The following is a 20,223-nucleotide window of genomic DNA, read 5'->3' on the forward strand; positions in this document are numbered from 1 at the left end:
GCCCGTGAATAACCCGCTACGAAGCAACAAACTGCCGGAATAACGCCTTACCTTTCAGTAAGCGCACACCTAACCAGCCGCCGCACAGTGACAGCAGCACCGCGCCGCTCACTGGCAGAATGACCCATAGCCGCCAGTCAGGCTCCCATGGGAAATCAAACACCCGCGTCTGCAACAGCCCCAGCGCAGTTTCAGCCCCCATGGCGGCAACCAGCCCGGAGACAAACCCCAGCACCGCAAACTCACACCACAACGTGGTGCGCAGTAGGCGTTTTCCGGCTCCCAGCGTGCGATACACCACCAGTTCTTGATGGCGCTGGCGCATTCCAACCTGAACCTGTGCCAGCAACAGCAACACGCCGCAAGCGGTAACCAGCACGACCATCACTTCCAGAGCCCGGCTAACCTGCTCCAGCACCTGCCCAACCTGGCGTAATATCGCGCCAATATCCAGCAAGCTAACCGTTGGGAATTCACGGTTCAGCTGCGTCAACATGCCGTTCTTTCCTTCCAGACGGAAACTGGTTAACCAACTTTGTGGCTGATTATCCAAAGCGCCTGGCGGGAAGATAAAGTAGAAATTAGGCCGCAGGCTCTCCCAGTCAACTTTGCGCAAACTGGTCACTTTGGCGGAAAAATCCTGAGTATCGCCCATAAACGTGACGGTATCGCCAAGCCCGATACTCAACCGTTTTGCCACACCTTCATCCATGGAAACTTCGCCCGCTTTTGGCGGCCAGTTGCCAGCAAGGATCGGGTTATGCGCCGGTTTCTGACTCTGCCATGTGAGGTTTAGTTCTCGATTGAGTGCTTCATCAGGATTGCCTTCGGTCGATTTGCCATTGATCGCCGTCATGCGTACTCGCACAATCGGGTAGAACGATTCCGGGATTATCTGGTGTTCGGCCAAAAACTCTTTCACCGGCTGAACCTGTTCAGTAGCAATGTTAAGCAGGAAATAGTTCGGGCTTTCTGGCGGCAATTGTTGCTGCCAACGGTCGAGTAAATCGCCACGCAGCACCAGCAATAATGCCAGTAACATAAACGACAGCGAGAACGCAGCCAGTTGGCTCAACGTTGCCCAGGGCTGGCGCAACAAGCGGTTCACTGCCAGACGCAACGCGAGGTTTTTTAGCGTCAGTTTTTTCAATAACCGTAATACGCCCCAACCAACAATGCCGCACAACGCGGCCAGAACCACGGTTCCCGCCAGCACCGCCCACAGCAACGTGCTTCCGCCCATCAGTAACGCCAACAGCGCCACCACCACGATAGTGATAATCGGCAAGTAGATTTTCAGCGGCCAGACGTTTGCCACCGCATCACGGCGTAACACCCGCAACGGTTGTGTTGCCAGCAATAAACGATACGGGCGCAGACCCACCAACAGCGAAATCACCACCATCGAACCAATAGCCCAGACCCAGGGCCATAGACTTGCAGGCGGAAGTGCCGCTGGCAAAACCGGTTTTAACAGGCGCATTAACACGGCTTCAAACACCAGTCCTGCCGCACCACCGGTAATTGCAGCGAGTGCTAAAACCATCAGCCACTGGCCGATAATCAGCTTACGTAGTGCCGCGCGCCCTGCCCCAAGGGTTTTCAGAATAGCCACTAAATCGTAACGGCTGCGGCAGTAATGGTTCATCGCTACAGCAACGGCGGCCACTGCCAACAGCAGCGTCAGCAGTGCGGAAAGCAGCAAAAATTGCTGTGACCGTTCGAGGGATTTGCCGAGCGCGCCGTCATCTTGCTCCATGCCGTACCAGCGTTGTTCAGGCTTCAGTTTCGGTAGCAGGTAGTTTTCAAATTTATCGAGCTGTTGCGGTGTGCCACCAAATTTGTAGCGCCAGGTGATGCGGCTTCCCGGCTGTACCGCGCCGGTTTTTTCCACATCGGCCAGGTTCATCATTAAACGTGGTGCCATCTGGAAGGGATTAAAACCAGAATCAGGCTCCTGAATCACCTCACCCGCAATACGCAAAGTGGTGTCGCCAACATCCAGCGAATCCCCGACTTTGAGATTGAGCAGTGCCATTAAACGCGGTGCCAGCAACACACTGCCTGGCTCAGGTTTCAGCCCAGGCGGGTTGGTATCGAGTTGACCATACATCGGGTAGACACCATCGACCGCCTTTACCGATGCCAGTTGTGGCGTATCGCCAGCAAATGTCATGGTCGCGAAGGTCAGTTGCTTGCCGACTTTCAGACCCGTTTTTTGTGCCTGGTCCAGCCATTCTTGCGGCACCTCCCGGGCGCTTCTCAGGGCGCGGTCGCCTGCCATAAAGTCGCGGCTTTGCTGATTTAACCCTTGTTCCATGCGATCGCTGATATTGCCCAGCGCCAGCACACACGCCACCGCCAGGCTCAATGCCAGCCAGACAATCAATAACGAGGGCGAGCGCCATTCACGCCAGAACCAGCGGGCAATCATGCTTCCTCCCACAATTGACCTTCGCGCAGGCGCAAGCGGCGGTCGCAGCGGGCAGCTAGTTGTTCATCGTGTGTCACGAGGATTAGCGTAGTGGCGAAATCACGGTTTAACGAAAAGAGTAAATCGGCAATGCGGTCGCCCGTGTGGCGGTCGAGATTGCCGGTCGGTTCATCGGCAAACAGCACGGCAGGGCGCCCATTAAATGCACGAGCCAGCGCCACGCGCTGCTGTTCACCACCTGAAAGCTGAGCCGGAAGGTGATCGAGGCGTTTGCCCAGGCCAAGTTGTTCGAGCAACGCTTTTGCCTGGGCACGGCTTGAAGCATCGTTTTCACCGCGTAGTAGAGCAGGAAGCTCGACGTTTTCCAGCGCGTTTAGCGTTGGCACTAACATGAATGACTGGAACACAAAGCCGACGTTTTTCGCCCGCAGTGCCGCTCGGGCTTCTTCATCCATTGAGTGTAACGGCTGGCCGCACAGGTGAACTTCCCCGTCACTACCATCATCCAGCCCCGCCAGAATCGCCAGTAGTGTAGACTTCCCGGAGCCTGATTCACCGATTAACGCGATGGTCTGCGCCGGTTTGACAACCAGCTCAACTCCGGTAAGGATGGAGAGCTGATGTTCCCCAGTTCCTACGGACTTACTAAGATGATGAACTTCAACAATGTTTTCCGCTGGCATTTGCCCTTCCTGTTTCTGGCTTTCTTGACCATTCGCGCCGCACACGCGGACACGTTGTTGATTCTGGGTGATAGCCTGAGCGCCGGTTACAGAATGTCGGCAACCGCGGCCTGGCCTGCGCTGCTGGATGCAAAATGGCAGCAGCAAAATACCAAAGTCGTGAACGCCAGTATTAGTGGCGACACCGCGCCACAAGGGCTGGCACGGCTACCGGCGCTGCTGAAACAGCATCAGCCTCGCTGGGTATTAATTGAACTTGGCGGCAACGATGGTCTGCGTGGTTTCCAGCCGCAAGCTATCGAAAAAAGTCTGCGCCAGATAATCACCGATGTGAAAACGGCAAAGGCACAACCCTTGCTGATGCAAATACGTCTGCCCGCAAACTATGGCCGTCGTTATAATGAGGCGTTTAGCGCTATTTATCCGCAACTTGCCAAAGAGTTTTCGATTCCTCTGCTGCCATTTTTTATGGAAGAGATTTATTTGAAACCGCAATGGATGCAGGATGACGGTATCCATCCTAATAGTGATGCTCAACCGTTTATCGCCGACTGGATGTCTTCCCGTCTGGCTCCTTTAGTAAAACACGACTCATGAACAAGCGGAGCTTCGCGCGGGTAAAGTTATGCAAAAATCAGTTTTAATTACAGGTTGTTCCAGCGGTATTGGCCTGGCCTGCGCACAAGATTTAAAACAACAGGGTTACCGCGTTCTGGCGGCCTGCCGCAAGAGCGAAGATGTTGAACGCATGAATCAAGCCGGATTTACCGGTATCCTGCTCGATCTCGATTCGCCTGAAAGCGTGCAAGCGGCGGCGGCAGAAGTCATCAAACTGACGGGGAATCGCCTGTTTGGGCTGTTTAATAATGGTGGGTTTGGTGTCTATGGGCCGCTACAAACGCTTTCCCGCGAACAGCTTGAGCAACAGTTTTCCACCAATTTATTCGGCACTCACCAACTGACAATGTTGTTGCTTCCCGCCATGTTGCCGCACCGCGAAGGGCGCATTGTGATGACCAGCTCGGTAATGGGGCTGGTTTCAACACCAGGCCGTGGCGCGTATGCCGCCAGTAAATACGCGCTGGAGGCATGGTCGGATGCGCTGCGCATGGAGCTGCATCACAGCGGCATCAAAGTCAGTTTGATAGAGCCGGGTCCTATCCGCACGCAGTTCACGCAAAACGTCAACCAGACTCAGGCCGACCATCCGGTAGAAAATCCGGGGATCGCCGCACGCTTTACGCTTGGCCCAGAAGCGGTAGTGGAAAAAGTGCGCCATGCTTTTGCAAGCCCGAACCCAAAATTACGCTATCCGGTGACGCTGGTCGCCCATGCTTTAACGTGGTTACGCCGCCTGTTACCAGGCCGTATGTTGGATAAAATTTTACGTGGTTAGTTGAAGCGCCTGCAGCCAACCCCCATGTAAATATTAAATATTTAAAAGAGAGTTAAGCCATGTCTGCACCGTACAATATTGATATCACCGAAGCTAACCTACACCAGACGCTGGAACAATCCGTGACCACACCGATTCTGTTCTACTTCTGGTCGGCGCGCAGCCAGCATTGCGAACAGTTAACACCGGTTCTGGATAAGCTTGCCGCGCAGTATCAGGGCCAGTTTATTCTCGCCAAAGTGGATTGTGATGCCGAGCAAATGGTCGCGTCACAATTTGGCTTACGCAGCATTCCTACCGTTTACCTGTTCCAGAATGGCCAACCGGTAGACGGTTTCCAGGGGCCACAGCCCGAAGAAGCGATTCGCGCTCTGTTGGAAAAAGTGCTGCCACGCGAAGAAGAGTTGAAAGCGCAAGAAGCGATGCTGCTGATGCAGGAAGGCAAACATGCTGAAGCGCTGCCGTTGCTTAAAGATGCGTGGCAACTGTCAAACCAAAACAGCGAAATCGGCCTGATGCTGGCGGAAGTGCAGATTGCGCTGAACCGCAGCGAAGAGGCTGAAGCGGTGCTGAAAACCGTTCCTTTGCAGGACCAGGACAGCCGCTATCAAGGCCTCGTTGCCCAGATTGATTTGCTCAAACAAGCTGCTGACACCCCAGAGATTCAATTGCTACAACAACAAGTTGAGCAAGATCCTGAAAATGCGCTGTTAGCCAGCCAACTGGCGCTGCAACTGCATCAGGTTGGGCGGAATGAAGAAGCACTGGAATTGCTGTATACCCACCTGAAGAAAGATCTCGGGGCTGCAGACGGCCAGGTGCGCAAAATGATGATGGAAATCCTCGCAGCCCTGGGGACAGGTGATGCGTTGGCATCGAAGTATCGCCGCCAGATTTATTCACTGCTGTATTAAGTGCTTATTGAGTAAATTCCCTCTTCGCTATACCCGTTAGCATTCGAGTTGCAGCCAACACCCCTGCAGCTTGAAGGATGACGGGTATAGCAGGAAGTCACAGAATGTTTCCGCGTTAAGGGTTAGACTTACATCAAATAAACAATGGAGGTTTTTTTGATGCTAATCGTCATTCCTGTACTAATCCTCGTCGCGCTGATCATCGTCGGCGCCGGGGTAAAAATCGTGCCACAAGGCTACCAATGGACCGTGGAGCGCTTCGGCCGTTACACCAAAACTCTGATGCCGGGCTTAAGCCTTGTGGTGCCATTTATGGACCGCGTTGGCCGCAAAATCAATATGATGGAGCAAGTGCTCGACATCCCGTCCCAGGAAATCATTTCTAAAGATAACGCCAACGTCGCTATCGACGCCGTGTGTTTTATCCAGGTCGTTGACGCCCCACGTGCAGCGTATGAAGTCAGCAATCTTGAGCTGGCGATCATGAACCTCACCATGACAAATATTCGTACTGTGTTGGGTTCGATGGAGCTGGACGAAATGCTGTCGCAGCGTGACAACATCAATACTCGCCTGCTGCATATCGTCGATGAAGCGACCAATCCTTGGGGCATCAAAATCACCCGTATCGAGATTCGGGACGTGCGCCCACCGGCTGAACTGATTGATGCGATGAATGCGCAGATGAAAGCCGAGCGAACCAAACGCGCCTACATTCTGGAAGCCGAAGGGATCCGTCAGGCTGAAATTGTGAAAGCTGAGGGTGACAAGCAATCGAAAATCCTGAAAGCCGAAGGTGAACGCCAGTCAGCATTCCTGCAAGCTGAAGCCCGTGAGCGTAGTGCTGAAGCGGAAGCCCGTGCCACGCAAATGGTCTCTGAAGCGATCGCCAAAGGCGATATTCAGGCAATTAACTACTTTGTTGCCCAGAAATATACCGATGCGCTGCAACAGATTGGTTCTGCCAATAACAGCAAAGTGGTGCTAATGCCGCTGGATGCCACCAGCCTGATGGGCTCGATTGCCGGGATCAGCGAACTTATCGCGCAAAGCGGTACTGAGCGTAAAAAATGATAGCCCTGCTGTTTTCCCACGCGCACATCTTCTGGCTGACGCTAGGCGGTTTACTGTTGGCGGCTGAAATGCTCGGTGCCAGCGGTTATCTACTGTGGTGTGGCGTGGCGGCGGTATTAACCGGTTTGCTAGTTTGGGTTGTGCCGTTGGGCTGGGAATGGCAAGGCGTTTGCTTTGCTGTTTTAACGATGGTCGCCGCATTTTTGTGGTGGCGCTGGCTGTCGACGCGTAAACAGCAGGAACCCGGCGAAGTGCTCAATCAGCGTGGTCACCAACTTATTGGTCGGCATCTGCGTCTGGAAACTGATTTGGTCAACGGACGCGGTCATGTGCGCGTCGCGGATAGCTCATGGCCGGTAATGGCCGACAGCGATTTAGTGGCCGGTACAGAGATCGTCGTGATAGCAGTTGAAGGGATTACCTTGAAGGTTCAGGCGCTTTAAGTTGGATTCGTCGGTTGTACAGTCAGCGTCATCCACCACGAATACTAAAACGATTACTGGCGATGGCAACACCCCGCTAGATTATCAATTATCGGGCAATCCGCGCTATCGTCACCAGGGCAGGATTCGGCAAGCGCCAGCAATTGTTGGCGCATTGCCTGAAGTTCGCTGATGTGTTTTTCAATATCAGCCACTTTTTGCAGTGTTCTGGTTTTCACATCCGCACTGTGCCGTGCCGGGTCGTTGAATAAATTGACCAGTTCACGGCACTCTTCAAGATTAAAGCCCACCTGGCGAGCCTGTCGCAATAAGGTCAGTTCATCAAGATGCTTTTGCGTGTAGCTCCGGTAGCCATTTTCGGCACGAAACGGCGCGGTCACCAGCCCTTTTTCTTCGTAAAAACGAATCGCTTTGCTGGTTAAACCGGTCTTTTTCGCTACATCACTAATATTCATTTTTCCTCCTTGACCTTCCCCTTGATGGAAGGTTTAACCTTTATCATAAGTCAACGAAGTCAGTCTGACGGTCAATATTTAACCTCACGATCATACAGGAATCTTATGATGTCTCATATTATCGATCTTAACCTGGATGGCCTGACCTGCGGCCATTGTGTCAAACGCGTTAAAGAGAGCCTGGAAAACCGCCCGGATGTTGAGCAGGCAGAAGTGACGCAAACTCACGCCAGCGTAACGGGTACGGCTTCCGTTGAAGCGTTAATCGACACGGTGAAACAAGCCGGATACGAGGCGAGCGCAGCCAGCCACCCAAAGTCTGATCCGCTGGCAGAGTCATCAAATCCGTCGGAAGCACTGACAGCGGCATCCCCTTCGCTTCCGACAGCCACCGTTGATGATGACGAGAGCCAACAGTTGTTGATTAACGGCATGAGCTGCGCCAGTTGTGTGACCCGGGTACAAAGTGCGTTGCAAAACGTGCCCGGCGTCAGCATGGCGCGGGTAAATCTTGCCGAGCGCAGCGCCCTGATAATGGGCACTGCCTCCGCCGAATCTTTAGTCAAAGCCGTTGAAGGCGTCGGATATGGCGCTGAAGCTATCGAAGACGATGCGAAACGCCGCGAACGCCAGCAAGAAACCGCCAACGCCGCCGTGAAGCGCTTCCGCTGGCAGGCTATTCTGGCGCTGGCCGTGGGTATTCCGGTGATGGTGTGGGGAATGATCGGCGACAACATGATGGTCTCCGATGACAACCGCTCATTGTGGCTGGTTATCGGGATAGTCACCCTCGGTGTGATGGTGTTTGCCGGTGGGCATTTCTATCGCAGCGCCTGGCGCAGTTTGCTCAACAAAACTGCCACCATGGATACGCTGGTGGCACTTGGTACTGGTGCGGCATGGATTTATTCCATCACCGTCAACCTCTGGCCGCAGCACTTCCCAATGGAAGCGCGCCACCTTTACTACGAAGCCAGTGCGATGATTATCGGCCTGATAAACCTCGGGCATATGCTGGAGCAACGCGCCCGCCAGCGTTCTTCTAAAGCACTTGAACGCCTGCTGGATTTAACTCCACCAACGGCGCGTGTGGTAACCGAAGAAGGTGAGAAAAGTGTCCCACTGGCCGAAGTTACCGCGGGCATGATTTTGCGCCTGACTACTGGCGACCGTGTACCGGTCGATGGGGAAATTACCCAGGGTGAGGCCTGGTTTGATGAAGCAATGCTGACAGGTGAGCCGGTGCCGCAGCAAAAATCGACCGACGAGCCGATTCATGCCGGGACTGTCGTGCAGGATGGCAGCGTACTGTTTCGCGCGACAGCAACGGGTAACCACACCACGCTGTCACGCATTATTCGCATGGTGCGCCAGGCACAAAGCAGTAAGCCGGAAATCGGCCAACTGGCAGATAAAATCTCGGCGGTATTTGTTCCGGTGGTCGTGCTGATTGCGCTGTTTAGCGCCGCGATTTGGTACTTCTTCGGCCCGGCACCGCAAATCGTTTATACGCTGGTGATCGCTACCACCGTGCTGATTATTGCCTGCCCTTGTGCTCTGGGCCTGGCAACGCCGATGTCGATTATTTCCGGTGTCGGTCGTGCTGCTGAATTTGGTGTGTTAGTCCGTGATGCCGACGCGCTGCAACGCGCCAGTACGCTCGATACCATCGTGTTTGATAAAACCGGCACGCTGACCGAGGGCAAACCGCAGGTCGTTGCCGTCGTCACGTATAACGGCAGCACTGAAGCCGACGCGTCGCGATTTGCCGCCGCACTGGAACAAGGTTCAAGCCACCCGCTGGCACGTGCCATTCTCGATAAAGTGAGCGGTGCCGAACTGCCACAGGTCAATGGCTTTCGCACCTTGCGTGGGTTAGGCGTCAGTGGCGAAACCGAGGGCAGACAATTGTTGCTCGGCAACAAAGCGCTGATGGATGAGCAGAAAGTAGATACCGCCCCAATGGCGGCAGAAATTGAAGCGCAGGCCAGCCGTGGTGCAACGCCGGTGCTGCTGGCCGTCGACGGCAAACTGGTCGCATTATTTGCCATCCGCGATCCCCTGCGAGCTGACAGCATCAGCGCCCTGCAACGTTTGCATCGTAACGGCTACCGCCTGGTGATGTTGACCGGCGATAACCCAACGACCGCCAACGCCATTGCCAAAGAAGCCGGAATTGATGAAGTGATCGCCGGGGTGCTGCCGGATGGTAAAGCCGAAGCGATTAAAAATCTGCAACAGCAGGGCCGCCAGGTCGCTATGGTGGGTGATGGCATTAACGATGCACCAGCCTTAGCGCAGGCTGAAGTCGGGATTGCGATGGGCGGTGGCAGTGATGTCGCCATCGAAACTGCCGCCATCACGCTGATGCGCCACAGCCTGGTGGGAGTGGCGGACGCGCTGGCGATTTCCAAAGCCACACTGAGTAACATGAAGCAGAACCTGGTAGGGGCGTTTATTTACAACACGTTGGGCATCCCAATTGCCGCAGGGATTTTGTATCCGCTAACCGGAACGTTGCTTAACCCGGTGGTTGCCGGTGCGGCAATGGCGCTGTCATCGATTACCGTAGTCAGCAACGCCAACCGTTTGTTGCGCTTTAAACCGAAGGACTAGCTGTCGGATGACGCTACGCTTTTCCGACCTACGGCTCGAGTGTTTACTGTTGTGAAATTTGCACCGGGCCAATCGCAGCGGTAGCATGACTTTTTTGCCAGGGAATCTGCCAATGGGTCTGCTATCGCGAATTAGCGCATTGTTTTCAAACCTTTCTAACACCCGCTATCCCTGGCCTGCTCTGGATATTGTGCTGCCCGGCCAGCGCCATCTGCACCTGGTCGGCAGTATTCATATGGGGACATGCGACATGTCCCCGCTGTCCGACAAGCTGCTTAATAAACTCAGGGACGCTGACGCACTGATTGTTGAGGCGGACATTTCCGAGAATAGCTCTCCCTTCCCCGATATTGCCGATGAACTGCCACTGGAGCAGCGCTTGTCTGCCGAAAACTGGGCACAAGTGGTGTCATTAACCCAGGAAATGGGTATCCCGATGAGCCAAATAGATAACCAACCGGCGTGGCAAATTGCGCTAGTGTTGCAGGCTCACCAGGCACAGCGCCTGGGTTTACGCGCCAATTACGGGATTGATTTTCAGTTACTGGAAGCGGCAAAAACCATGGCGGTTCCGGTTATTGAACTGGAAGGTGCACAGCATCAAATTGATATTCTTACCCGTTTACCCGATGGCGGTATGCCGCTGTTAACCGACACGCTCACGCACTGGCATACCAATGCTCGCCTGCTGCAAATGATGATCAGCTGGTGGCTGGAAGCACCGCCACAAGGTGGCAATGTGCAATTGCCAAACACTTTTGGCGATGAGTTATACGATGTACTTATGGGTCAACGTAATCTGGCCTGGCAGCATTTCCTGCAACAATTGCCCGCCGGGCGCTATGTGGTTGCCGTCGGTGCACTGCATTTGTACGGGAAGGGAAATTTACCTGAGCTATTGAAAAATATCCCCAAATAATTCGAGTTGCATTGCGGCGGCAAGAGAATGAGTTCCTATGAGCTTACTCTAGTAAGTGATTAGGGCGACTGAACGCAGCCAACAAAGAGGCAACTTGAAGTATGACGGGGAGATAAAAAAACGGCCAATATCGCTATTGGCCCGTCAAAGAGGAATTTGTATATTGTTGTAGTTATTCTGGTCGAATTAACGACCAGATAGAGAATTGTCGCTCAATGTGACGATTAACGCCATCACTATTCAGTGACATTATAATATTTGGAAAACATATCACGCTGCTTACTAATACGTGCGCTTTTAAGGCAAAAGCGCTAAGAAGGACAGATGACTCCCGCCGTAAAATTGCTCGAAAAAAACCGCGTTTCATTTCAATTACATGCTTACGACCACGATCCAGGTGAAACCAATTTTGGTGACGAAGTGGTGCGCAAACTGGGCCTGAATGCCGAACAAGTCTACAAAACGCTGTTGGTCGCCATCAACGGCGACATGAAACAATTAGCGGTTGCCGTGACGCCCGTTTCCGGACAACTGGATTTAAAGAAGGTGGCGAAAGCGTTAGGCGCTAAAAAAGTTGATATGGCCGATCCGCTGGTCGCACAGCGCATTACCGGTTATTTGGTGGGCGGCATTAGCCCTCTGGGGCAGAAAAAACGCCTGCCGACGGTGATTGATGCTCCGGCACAAACTTTCCCATCTATTTACGTTTCGGGCGGTAAACGCGGGCTGGATATTGAACTGGCAGCCAGTGATTTGGCGAAGCTGCTGAATGCGACTTTCGCTGAGATTGCCCGTCGCGATTGACGAATATGCCCACGCAATCCTCCCAAAAGAGCAATTTCAGTCAGGACGCAGCGACGTGCTGCAGGCAAAGTAAGCGTCTTGAGGGAGGAACAATGAATAGCGATAGACTCAATCTGTATACCCGGCGTTTTGAACAGGTTTTTGCCTATGTCGAACAGCATCTGGACAGCCCGTTAACGGTTGAGCAACTCAGTGAAGTTGCCTGTTTTTCTCGTTTTCACTTTCATCGCCAGTTCAGCCTATTTTGTGGCATCAGTATCAGTCGCTACATCACGCTAATGCGCTTGAAAAGAGCGTCTTTGCGGCTGGTGAACCATCCGCAGGAAAAGGTGATAAACATTGCCCTGGATGCCGGATTCGAGAATCCTGAATCATTTTCCCGTGCCTTCAAAAACACCTTCGACCTGACGCCCAGCGAATTTCGCAAAGATCCCATTTGGGTCGACTGGCAGGTACATTTTCAATTTCCCGGACGGGAAAATCAGCAGAGGCTAGAGAATATGGATGTGAAAATCATCACCGTTGAGCCAATGAAAGTCGCGGTACTGGAACATCTTGGCGACCCGTTACGGGTGAATAATACCGTTGCGACGTTTATTGAATGGCGTAAAGCATCAGGGCTTTCAGACTACATCACTCATGGGACTTACGGCGTGCCGTATAGTGACCCGGCCACGACACCCGGCGATGAGTTCCGCTTTGATGTGTGCGGGGAGCTGAGTAAAGAAGCAAATGGCCAGGTTCCAGAAAACCCGCAAGGCGTTATCTGCAAAACCTTGCCTGGTGGACGTTGTGCGGTAGTTCGGCATGTCGGTGCGTACGAGCGTATCAGCGAAAGCGTTTACTATCTTTACCGCCAGTGGTTGCCACAAAGTGGTGAGGAGTTGCGCGATTTCCCGGTCTATTTCCGCTATCTGGAGCTGGATAAAAACCACCCTGAGCATGCGCAGCAGACTGATATTTTATTGCCGCTGAAATAGCGCCCTCACCCCGGCCCTCTCCCCCAGGAGAGGGAGAAAACCATCCCGAACAGTCCTCTCTCCCTCAGGAGAGGGAGAAAACTATACCGGACAATTTCCTCTCCCACATGGGTATACCGAACAGTCCCCTCTCCTTTGGGAGAGGGTTAGGGTGAGGGGGAAAAGTTACTGCCAGCTCACCTCGCCCTTCGGCTCGTAAGCATTCACATCAAGCGGAGAATTTTGCTCGATGTACTGTTTCAACACTTCCGCATCCACAAACCCGGTATTCACAAATCCCGGTTTTTTGTCGATTTCCGGATAACTATCACCACCGGAAGCGTTAAAGTTCAGCGTCGCCATGCGGTATGTTTTCGCAGGGTCTACTGGCTCACCTTTGATTTTCAAATCTTGCAGACCGGCGGCCGTTGCCACAAAGCTGACATTCGAGAACTGCGGATAGGCTCCGGAATCGGGTTTCTTCTGCGCAACCGCGCTCAGATACTCAACCACATCTTTGCCCGTCATATCGATATAGGTCACGGTGTTGCCAAACGGCTGCACTTTCAGCACATCTTTATAAGTGATGTCACCTGCTTCAATCGAATCACGGATACCACCACCGCTCATGACGGCGAAGTCGGCACTGGTACGCGCCATTTGTGCCGCCAGTAACAGACGTGCGAGGTTGGTTTGCACAAAACGAACCTTGCTGCGATCGCCTTCCAGATGCCCGTTCACACTACCTACTTTGACATTAAGCTGCGCCTGGCCTTTATTCTGGAATGGCGTCAACAGTGAGAGCATCTGTTGGTTTTCAGGGATTTGCGGCGTATAGAGCACGCGCTCGCTTTCACCGTTATCGTAGGTGATCTTTTTCTTCAGGTTGATGGGGATTAACTGGTAATTCACCAGTTTCATCTCGCCGTTGCGGAACTCGAAATCGGCACGGCCAACGTATTTGCCCCACTCGTGAGCCTGAACAATCCAGATACCGTTTTGTTTGTCTGGCGCACACGGGGTGCCCGGTACGTAATCAACCTGCTTTTTGTTTTCCGCAGCCATACACACTGGGTTTTGTGAGTGGCCGCCAACAATCATGGTCAGCGCCCCGGCAGGCAAGCTGCGAGCCATTTCCACATCGCCTGGCGCGTTGGAACCGTGCTGGCCGTTATCGTAATGGCCCATATGGGTTGCAGCGATCAGCACATCTGGTTTTTCAGTGGTTTGCAGCTCCTGAATCACCAGTTTTGCTTCATCAGCAGGTTTGCGGAATTCGATATCGGTGAAGTATTCAGGGTTACCAATTTTCGCCGTATCGTCGGTGGTTAAACCGATCACCGCAATTTTAATACCCTGAGGCTTAAAGATGGCCCACGGTTTAAACAGTCGCTCGCCGGTACTTTTCTGGTAAATATTGGCCGAAAGTAGCGGGAATTTCGCCCACTTTTCTTGTTGGCGTAACACCGTGAGCGGGTTGTCGAATTCATGGTTGCCGATAGCCATCGCATCGTAGCCAATCAGGTTCATGCCACGGAAATCGGGTTCCGCATCCTGCAAGTCGGATTCGGGAACACCAGTGTTGATGTCACCACCAGACAGCAGCAGCACACTACCTCCCTGCTCTGCCACCTCTTTACGAATACTATCCACCAGAGTTTTTTGCGCAGCCAGGCCGTACTCGGCGTGTTCGTTACGCCAAAAATGACCGTGGTGATCGTTGGTGTGCAGAATGGTGATGTTGTAGGTTTTATCTTTTTCCCATGCCAGTGCCGATGCACTGGTCAGACTGACTGCCATCAGCAGTGCCGTGGTCACCCCTTTCACTACGAACTTCATCGCAAATCTCCATATTTAATTAGTAAGCCTGGGTTTAGCATAGATTAATCATTTTTATGATTGTGACTTTATTCAGCTCACGCCTGCAGGTATGTTAGCTGAGTAATGATTTCCTACGGTTCCATCAGTGAACCGGATAATAATAAATCACTCAATATATGACAGGTACTTATGGCAATCTCGGAACAAACTCTCGCACCGCCTGAGCCTAAGAAGGCTCGCACCGCGTTCGGAATTTTAGGAGCAATCAGCCTTTCTCATTTGCTCAACGATATGATTCAGTCGCTCATTCTGGCGCTCTACCCGCTGCTACAGAGTGAGTTCTCGCTGAGTTTTGTGCAGATAGGGATGATCACGCTGACCTTCCAGGTCACCTCATCGCTTCTTCAGCCGGTGGTAGGATACTACACAGATAAATACCCGATGCCATGGTCATTGCCGATTGGCATGTGCTTCACACTTTGCGGATTGGTCATTCTGGCCCTGGCGGGTAGCTTCCCGATGGTACTACTGGCAGCAGGCCTGGTGGGCACCGGTTCTTCAGTATTCCACCCGGAATCCTCCCGTGTGGCGCGTATGGCATCCGGCGGTCGCCATGGTCTTGCGCAGTCGCTGTTCCAGGTTGGTGGCAACTTCGGTAGTTCATTAGGTCCGTTGTTGGCCGCGCTGATTATTGCTCCGTATGGTAAAGGTAACGTCGGCTGGTTTGTACTGGCTGCGCTGTTGGCGATTATTGTCTTGCTGCAAATTAGCCGCTGGTATGCCGCGCAACATCGTATGGCGAAAGGTAAGACTGCGGCTCCCGTAGTAAACCCACTGCCACGCAAAAAAGTGATTCAGGCGGTGAGTGTGTTGCTGGTGCTGATTTTCTCTAAGTACTTTTATATGGCGAGTATCAGCAGCTATTACACCTTCTATCTGATGCACAAATTTGGTTTGTCAGTACAAAACGCCCAGTTCCATCTGTTCGCCTTCTTGTTTGCGGTAGCCGCTGGAACTGTGATTGGCGGGCCTGTTGGCGATAAAATTGGCCGTAAGTATGTCATCTGGGGTTCGATTCTGGGTGTCGCGCCATTCACGCTATTCCTGCCGTACGTTTCGCTGTACTGGACAGGCATACTGACAGTAATTATCGGCTTTATTCTGGCCTCGGCATTTTCCGCTATTCTGGTTTACGCGCAAGAACTGATGCCTGGACGTATCGGTATGGTTTCCGGGCTGTTCTTCGGTTTTGCCTTTGGCATGGGCGGGCTGGGCGCTGCGATATTGGGCTTAGTGGCTGACCACACAAGTATCGAGTTAGTCTATAAAATATGTGCTTTCCTGCCACTTCTTGGCATATTGACCATATTCCTGCCTGACAATCGCCATAAGTCTTAGTTATAAGGGCCAGATAGTTTCTCTGGCCCTGCACTTCCCGCATGTTCCTCAATGTCTTTTAGAGATTAACCTTGTAAAACCCCCTTCCTGCACCCATTTTTGTCTAAATGCGCCTTTTCTTAAAAAATCACTTATTTAACACCCACACCGATTAAAAAATTGTCATAAACTAAAAGTAGAGTATTGGATCTTATTTGTTACGAAAGGAGACTGAATGCATCATGCCACCCCGCTTATCACCACCATTGTCGGAGGCCTTGTCCTGGCCTTTTTACTCGGTATGCTCGCCAACAAACTGCGAATATCGCCACTGGTGGGCTATTTGTTAGCTGGGGTATTAGCTGGCCCTTTTACGCCAGGTTTTGTCGCAGACACTAAACTGGCCCCGGAACTGGCCGAACTGGGCGTTATCTTGCTGATGTTTGGCGTTGGTTTGCATTTCTCTTTAAAGGATTTGATGGCGGTAAAGGCCATCGCCATCCCCGGAGCTATCGCCCAGATTGGTGTGGCGACGCTGCTGGGTATGGCGCTTTCATCGCTGATGGGCTGGTCATTGATGACCGGTATCGTGTTCGGCCTGTGTCTTTCCACCGCCAGTACCGTGGTGCTGTTACGGGCGCTGGAAGAGCGGCAATTAATTGACAGCCAGCGCGGGCAAATCGCGATTGGCTGGTTGATTGTTGAAGATCTGGTGATGGTGTTAACGCTGGTTCTGCTGCCCGCAGTTGCCGGAATGATGGAAAAAGGCGACGTAGGCCTGGCTTCGTTGTCACTGGATATGGGTTTGACGATAGGCAAAGTGGTCGCGTTTATCGCCATTATGCTGATTGTTGGCCGCCGTCTGGTGCCGTGGATTCTGGCACGTAGTGCTGCGACCGGTTCACGCGAGCTGTTTACGCTGGCGGTTCTCGCGCTGGCGCTGGGTATCGCTTTTGGCGCGGTTGAGCTGTTTGATGTGTCGTTTGCACTCGGTGCGTTCTTTGCCGGGATGGTGCTCAACGAATCTGAGCTGAGCCATCGCGCGGCACACGACACCCTGCCGCTACGCGACGCGTTCGCGGTGCTGTTTTTTGTTTCGGTCGGCATGTTATTCGACCCAATGATTCTGATTCAGGAACCGCTTGCGGTGCTGGGTACTGTCGCCATCATCGTGTTTGGTAAATCCCTGGCGGCCTTCTTCCTGGTGCGCCTGTTCGGCCACTCGCAACGCACCGCATTAACCATTGCAACAAGCCTTGCGCAGATTGGTGAGTTTGCCTTTATCCTGGCTGGGCTAGGAATGGCGCTGAATCTGTTGCCGCAGACCGGGCAAAATCTGGTGCTGGCCGGGGCGATTTTGTCGATTATGCTCAATCCAATTTTGTTTGCCATCCTTGAGCGTTATCTCGCCAAAACCGAAACGCTGGAAGAGCAGACGCTGGAAGAAGTGATTGAGGACGAGAAGCAAGTCCCGGTCGATATTTGCAATCACGCCTTGTTGGTTGGGTTTGGGCGCGTAGGGAGTTTGCTGGGCGAGAAATTAATAGCGCAAGGCATTCCACTGGTGGTGATTGAAACTTCACGTAGCCGGGTTGATGAACTGCGCGAGCGTGGGATCAGTGCGGTGTTGGGGAATGCTGCCAATGAAGAGATCATGAATCTCGCCCATCTTGATTGCGCGCGTTGGTTGTTGTTGACCATCCCGAACGGTTACGAAGCCGGTGAAATTGTCGCGACAGCGCGAGCGAAATGCCCGGACATCGAGATTATTGCCCGCGCTCATTATGACGATGAGGTGAATTACATCACCGAACGTGGTGCCAATCAGGTCGTTATGGGTGAGCGTGAAATTGCTAATACTATGATGGGAATGCTGGATAAAGCGGTGGTGTGATTAGCGCCCTCATCCCGGCCTTCTCCCCCAGGAGAAGGAGTAAACCGGATAGTCCCCTCTCCTGGGGGAGAGGGTGAGGGCGTTTGATTAGCGATCCCAGTAAGACTCTTCGAGGCTGTCTTCACGCTCGGGCAACCCACGAGTCAGACGCGGAGAATGCTGGTTCAGCACCTGATAACTCACGCGATTGGCGTATTTACACACCTGTGCCAAAGACGAATAGGTCAGCCAGGTGAACTGGTGTTTGCTGGAATTTGGCACGTTAGAACGGTGGTAATTATTCGCTGTAATATCGTGCAGCAGTGCCGCCAGCGCACCATCACCCGCGCCATTGGTATTCATGATTTTCTCAGGCCCACCCATATATGGCGCAATGTGCGAGAAAATACGCTTCGGGTTCTGGCAATCTTTATGGCGCATCGCACGGCTAAATTCGTACTGGTTAAATTCAGCAATCGCCCCTGGCAATAGCGGATGCTGCGTAGTGCGTTTAGCAGATTCTTCAGTAAAGGCCGCCATGTACAACCCAACTGGCCCCGCGGTACATAAGACTAAATCGACCCAATCCAGCGCCTTATCGGCCGCCAACAGCGGATCGTTTTCACCAGTCAGCGCCAGCCCTTCTTCTTCGTTCATCGCCAGAATCGAGACATGCTCTTTCAGGAACGCCTGCCACCATTCTGGGTTTTCAGCGATAACGTATTTGGTGCCGAGTGTGAGTACCACCGGTACGTTGTACTTTTTCGCGTAAGCGATAGCCTGCATGGTCGCTTCCGGCATCGGCTCGCCGTCTTTGCAACGCACCAGATAGGAAGTCAGCACCAGCGCGGAGGCACCGGCAATCACCTCTTCGGGAATGCTGTCGGCGCGAAGCTGGTTCATGTGGCCAGGGCTGATGGCAAAGGTGCGTTCGCCCTGCTCGCCAATCAGCGTAAAGCAGCGGCCAATCGCGCCATTCACGCCTTGCAGGTAGTTGAGGTCGGTACGGCTGGAGGTGTTGCACAGATAGCGGTAGGCGTAGCTACCAATTTCGATATTGCTGCACATCACGCCCAGTAACACCGAGCGGTCATCGGCTAATACCGAATAGTTATGCATGGTGTTACCAATGGTGCCACCGGCAAACTGATGAGTAATCAGATCTTTTTTCACCAGATCCTGATATAAGGCTTCGGCCACATCATCTTCAATCACCAGCGAATGGCCAAAACTCAAACCGTAACGACGAACAAACTCGTCATCCACTTTTGCTTCAATATCCACCAGCGTTTGGTCAATCCCGACAATCCAGGAGGTGCCAGTTTCATGTTCAGGCTGAACCTGTTGCAGAAGAGGGTCGCGCGCGCTAACAGGGAAGTAGTGTTTGGATTTTCGTTTGCCGGGAAATTTCATGATGTTGTTCGAAAGGTTGCTAATCAGGCCGGAAATGGTAGCACATTAACGGCCATAAGCGGGATTAGCGATATTTATCTACCAGATTGATCATCATGGCGATGTGTGCCGGATCGTCGTTAAGCGCAGGAATATATTCATATTTGGTGCCACCCGCTTCAATGAAAACTTCACGGTTTTGTACCGCCATTTCTTCAAGCGTTTCCAGGCAATCGGCTGAAAAACCTGGGCACATCACCTGGATGTGTTTCACCCCTTTTTCCGCCAGCATCTTTAGCGTTTCGTCGGTGTACGGCATTAGCCACGGCTCGCGCCCAAAGCGTGACTGGTAAGTCATCATCACTTTTTCAGGTGGCAGTTCGAGTGCTGAAAGCAGCTCACGCGTGGTGTCGCGGCAGCGCTGTGGATAATCATCGCCTTCATTGGCATAACGCTGCGGAATGCCATGGTAGGAAAGCAGCAAAACATCCGGCTCACCGTGTTGGGCGAAAGAGTGCCTGACCGAAGCCACCAGCGCATTTATGTAGGAGGTATCTTCAGCGTAGTCGCGGATCAGCGAGATCGACGGCAGCGAGCGGTAGTCGGCAAAAATGCGCCCTAATTCATCCCAGACGGCGGCGACCGTCGAGCAAGAAAACTGCGGATACAGCGGCAACACAACGATGTGATCGACGTGGTGGGACAAAAGTTCATCCACGGCACTTTTCAGCGATGGCGAGCCATAGCTCATGCCGAGTGCGACGGGGGTATCAGGCAGTTGTGCTGCCAGGGCAGCTTGCTGGCGACGGCTATACACCAGCAGCGGTGAGCCTTCGTCCATCCAGACAGACTGATAAAGTTTGGCTACGCGGGCAGAACGCAGCGGCAGAATCACGCCACGTAATAGCGGCCACCAGATTAAACGCGGGGTATCCACGACACGTTTGTCGCTGAGAAACTGGCGCAAGTAGCGTTTCACCGCCGCCGGAGTGGGGGCATCAGGTGTGCCGAGGTTTGCCAGTAAGATGCCCACTTTTTCCTGATTCATTTCCACTCCTTATCA

At 53.0% G+C, this 20,223-nt stretch carries 17 protein-coding genes; 11 read left to right on the top strand and 6 right to left on the bottom strand.

Features of this window, described 5'->3' with window-relative positions; genetic code table 11:
- Window positions 1–16: 16 nt before the first annotated feature.
- Window positions 17–2,434, bottom strand: coding sequence for a putative ABC transporter permease subunit YbbP (ybbP, locus tag D8682_RS09985; protein ID WP_121814189.1), 2,418 nt, complete (start codon window positions 2,432–2,434; stop codon window positions 17–19).
- A complete protein-coding gene (gene ybbA / locus D8682_RS09990; protein WP_064548982.1) occupies window positions 2,431–3,117 on the bottom strand; it encodes a putative ABC transporter ATP-binding protein YbbA in 687 nt (228 codons plus the stop codon). Before ybbA ends, ybbP begins: the two co-directional genes overlap by 4 nt.
- Here ybbA and tesA point away from each other — a divergent pair.
- From tesA to D8682_RS10015, 5 genes are all read left to right on the top strand, one after another.
- Window positions 3,085–3,714 carry a multifunctional acyl-CoA thioesterase I/protease I/lysophospholipase L1 gene (gene tesA, locus D8682_RS09995; RefSeq protein WP_121814190.1) on the top strand — a complete coding sequence of 210 codons (630 nt, stop codon included), beginning with the start codon at window positions 3,085–3,087 and terminating at the stop codon, window positions 3,712–3,714. The genes ybbA and tesA overlap by 33 nt on opposite strands.
- A 28-nt stretch (window positions 3,715–3,742) precedes the next feature.
- On the top strand, window positions 3,743–4,513 hold the full coding sequence (locus D8682_RS10000) for an SDR family oxidoreductase (protein ID WP_121814191.1): 771 nt from the start codon (window positions 3,743–3,745) through the stop codon (window positions 4,511–4,513).
- Window positions 4,514–4,572: 59 nt separating this feature from the next.
- Entirely contained in the window at window positions 4,573–5,427 is an 855-nt protein-coding gene (locus tag D8682_RS10005; RefSeq protein ID WP_064548988.1) for a co-chaperone YbbN, read from the top strand.
- Between the two features lie 159 nt (window positions 5,428–5,586).
- A complete protein-coding gene (locus D8682_RS10010; protein ID WP_064548991.1) occupies window positions 5,587–6,501 on the top strand; it encodes an SPFH domain-containing protein in 915 nt (304 codons plus the stop codon).
- Window positions 6,498–6,944 carry an NfeD family protein gene (locus D8682_RS10015; RefSeq protein WP_121814192.1) on the top strand — a complete coding sequence of 149 codons (447 nt, stop codon included), beginning with the start codon at window positions 6,498–6,500 and terminating at the stop codon, window positions 6,942–6,944. Before D8682_RS10010 ends, D8682_RS10015 begins: the two co-directional genes overlap by 4 nt.
- Before the next feature lie 53 nt (window positions 6,945–6,997).
- On the opposite strand, the gene cueR is transcribed toward D8682_RS10015, so the two are convergent.
- A complete protein-coding gene (gene cueR / locus D8682_RS10020) occupies window positions 6,998–7,399 on the bottom strand; it encodes a Cu(I)-responsive transcriptional regulator (protein WP_064548996.1) in 402 nt (133 codons plus the stop codon).
- 108 nt (window positions 7,400–7,507) lie between these two features.
- On the opposite strand from cueR, the gene copA reads away from it, so the two are divergent.
- From copA to D8682_RS10040, 4 genes are all read left to right on the top strand, one after another.
- Window positions 7,508–10,015, top strand: coding sequence for a copper-exporting P-type ATPase CopA (gene copA / locus D8682_RS10025; RefSeq protein WP_121814193.1), 2,508 nt, complete (start codon window positions 7,508–7,510; stop codon window positions 10,013–10,015).
- Between the two features lie 112 nt (window positions 10,016–10,127).
- Window positions 10,128–10,934, top strand: coding sequence for a TraB/GumN family protein (locus D8682_RS10030; protein WP_121814194.1), 807 nt, complete (start codon window positions 10,128–10,130; stop codon window positions 10,932–10,934).
- Window positions 10,935–11,258: 324 nt separating this feature from the next.
- The gene (gene ybaK, locus D8682_RS10035) at window positions 11,259–11,738 is read left to right on the top strand and encodes a Cys-tRNA(Pro)/Cys-tRNA(Cys) deacylase YbaK (RefSeq protein ID WP_064549003.1); all 480 of its coding nucleotides are present in this window, start codon (window positions 11,259–11,261) and stop codon (window positions 11,736–11,738) included.
- A 92-nt stretch (window positions 11,739–11,830) separates the two neighbouring features.
- Window positions 11,831–12,718: a GyrI-like domain-containing protein gene (locus D8682_RS10040; protein ID WP_121814195.1), complete on the top strand. Its 888-nt coding sequence runs from the start codon at window positions 11,831–11,833 to the stop codon at window positions 12,716–12,718.
- 165 nt (window positions 12,719–12,883) lie between these two features.
- On the opposite strand, the gene ushA is transcribed toward D8682_RS10040, so the two are convergent.
- On the bottom strand, window positions 12,884–14,536 hold the full coding sequence (gene ushA, locus D8682_RS10045) for a bifunctional UDP-sugar hydrolase/5'-nucleotidase UshA (protein ID WP_121814196.1): 1,653 nt from the start codon (window positions 14,534–14,536) through the stop codon (window positions 12,884–12,886).
- 171 nt (window positions 14,537–14,707) lie between these two features.
- On the opposite strand from ushA, the gene D8682_RS10050 reads away from it, so the two are divergent.
- Window positions 14,708–15,916 carry an MFS transporter gene (locus D8682_RS10050; protein WP_064549035.1) on the top strand — a complete coding sequence of 403 codons (1,209 nt, stop codon included), beginning with the start codon at window positions 14,708–14,710 and terminating at the stop codon, window positions 15,914–15,916.
- Between the two features lie 214 nt (window positions 15,917–16,130).
- Complete coding sequence (ybaL, locus tag D8682_RS10055; RefSeq protein ID WP_121814197.1) at window positions 16,131–17,789, top strand: YbaL family putative K(+) efflux transporter; 1,659 nt, start codon at window positions 16,131–16,133, stop codon at window positions 17,787–17,789.
- A gap of 87 nt (window positions 17,790–17,876) precedes the next feature.
- On the opposite strand, the gene D8682_RS10060 is transcribed toward ybaL, so the two are convergent.
- Window positions 17,877–19,181, bottom strand: a complete 1,305-nt coding sequence (locus tag D8682_RS10060) for an inosine/guanosine kinase (RefSeq protein WP_064549039.1) — start codon at window positions 19,179–19,181, stop codon at window positions 17,877–17,879.
- Window positions 19,182–19,245: 64 nt separating this feature from the next.
- The gene (gene hemH / locus D8682_RS10065) at window positions 19,246–20,208 is read right to left on the bottom strand and encodes a ferrochelatase (RefSeq protein ID WP_121814198.1); all 963 of its coding nucleotides are present in this window, start codon (window positions 20,206–20,208) and stop codon (window positions 19,246–19,248) included.
- Window positions 20,209–20,223: the final 15 nt, after the last annotated feature.

This window comes from Buttiauxella sp. 3AFRM03 (assembly GCF_003675305.1).
GTDB lineage: Bacteria > Pseudomonadota > Gammaproteobacteria > Enterobacterales > Enterobacteriaceae > Buttiauxella > Buttiauxella ferragutiae.